Below are 1,859 nucleotides of genomic sequence, written 5' to 3'. Positions count from 1 at the left end.
CTGCCGGGGGCTTCTTGGTTGAAGAATCGTGGACGGGAAGGTCAGGCGGGGAACTCGCCGCGCCGGACCTGGGGCTTGGGCAGGCGCAGGCGGCGGAACTGCAGGGAGCGCATGGAGCCGTACCAGACCGTGCCGCGTTCGACGTCGCCGAACTTTTCGCCGAGCCGTTTCTTGAGCTTGCGGGAGAGGATGAAGACGTCCACGAAGACCGCGAGGAACATGACCCAGAAGGCGCCCAGGACGTAGACCATCTGTGCGCTGGAGGCCGGCACGAGCAAGGAGATGATGACAAACAGCAGGGCGCCGAACATGAGGAACTCGCCAAGGCTGAAGCGGGCATCGACGAAATCACGGGCGAACCGCTTCTGCGGACCCTTGTCCCGCAGCGGCAGGAACTTCTCGTCACCGGTGTCCATGGCCTGCCGCATCTTGAGCCGCTGCTCCGTGACGGCGGCGCGCTCGGCCGCCTTGGAAGCCTTGCGGTCCTCCGGCACTAGGGGCCGCTTGCGGGCCGCCTCCTGGGCGCTGCGCTTGGGCGTGGGTGCGCCCTTGCCGGTCACGGCGCTACGGGCTGCTGCCTCGGATGCCTGCTGGTCAACTACGTCCTGCGCCGATGGCGCTTCCTTTTTACGTCCAAACACCCCTAAAGAATACCCCGCAGACACAGGCCCGAGACCCAGCCCACACGGCGCAGGCCCGGGCGTGACGCTGTTTGTAGTGATTCAGAGCACGGGTAGTGTTTTGGCCATGACTTCATCTACCGCGGGGAACCCGCAGACCACCATGGACCACGAGGGCACCATCGATGCCGAGGCCCTCCGCCAGGCCGTTGCCGAATCGTTCGACGAGACGATCGGCCAGCTGACGGACCTTGTCGCCATACCGGGCATCGCCTGGCCGAGCTTTGATCCTGCCCCGTTGAACCGCAGCGCCGACGCCGTCGCCAGCCTCGTGCGGGCCAGCGGCTTCGACGACGTCCGGATCCTCCGCTGCGACAAGGAAGACGGGACGCCCGGCGGGCCCGCCGTCGTCGCCCGCCGCCCGGCCGCGGAGGGCAAGCCGACAGTCCTGCTGTACGCCCACCACGACGTCCAGCCCACTGGCGATCTGGCACTCTGGGAAACCGACCCCTTTACCGCCGTCGAGCGCGACGGCAGGCTCTTCGGCCGCGGTGCCGCCGATGACAAGGCCGGCATCCTGGCGCACATCGCCGCCTACTCTGCGGTCACGCGGGTGCTCGGTGACGAACTGGGCCTGGGCGTGACGTTCTTCTTCGAGGGCGAAGAGGAAGCCGGCTCGCCAACGTTCCGGCAGTTCCTGGAAACCCACCGCGAGCTGCTCCGCGCGGACGTGATCGTCGTGGCCGACTCCAGCAACTGGAAGGTCGGCATTCCAGCGCTCACCACCAGCCTGCGCGGCCTGGTGGACGGCACCATCGAGGTCAAGGTCCTGGACCACGCCGTGCATTCGGGCATGTTCGGCGGCCCCGTGCTCGACGCCCCGACCCTGCTGTCCCGCCTGATCGCGACCCTCCACGACGACGAGGGCAGCGTTGCGATCAAGGGCCTGGTGAGCCGCGATGACGTGGTTGTCGACCTCACCGAGGAGGAGTACCGCGCCGACGCCTCCGTGATCGACGGCGTGAAGCTCGCCGGGACCGGCAGCATTGCCTCACGCATGTGGACCAAGCCCGCCCTGTCCATCATCGGCTTTGACGCCCCGGCCGTGGACGTAGCTTCCAACACCCTGCTGCCGCGGGCCCGGGCCAAGTTCAGCCTGCGCCTGGCCCCGGGTCAGGCTCCGGCAGCCGCCATGGAGGCTGTCCGCCAGCACGTCGAAACCCACGCCCCGTTCGGCGC

At 68.1% G+C, this 1,859-nt stretch carries 2 protein-coding genes; one reads left to right on the top strand and one right to left on the bottom strand.

Translation table 11 applies throughout. The features are described 5' to 3' along the window. Positions 1–41: 41 nt before the first annotated feature. Positions 42–641: a DUF3043 domain-containing protein gene (locus LQV45_RS29240; RefSeq protein WP_223917351.1), complete on the bottom strand. Its 600-nt coding sequence runs from the start codon at positions 639–641 to the stop codon at positions 42–44. A gap of 106 nt (positions 642–747) precedes the next feature. Between LQV45_RS29240 and LQV45_RS29235 the strand changes: the two genes are divergently transcribed. Beyond that, a partial coding sequence (locus tag LQV45_RS29235; RefSeq protein WP_230010562.1) for a M20/M25/M40 family metallo-hydrolase occupies positions 748–1,859 on the top strand: 1,112 nt, incomplete at its 3' end.

The sequence above is a fragment of the Microbacterium sp. Bi128 genome, from assembly GCF_918698205.1.
The sequence above is the reverse complement of the archived record's forward strand: the minus strand, read 5'-3'. Positions and strand labels throughout refer to the sequence as shown.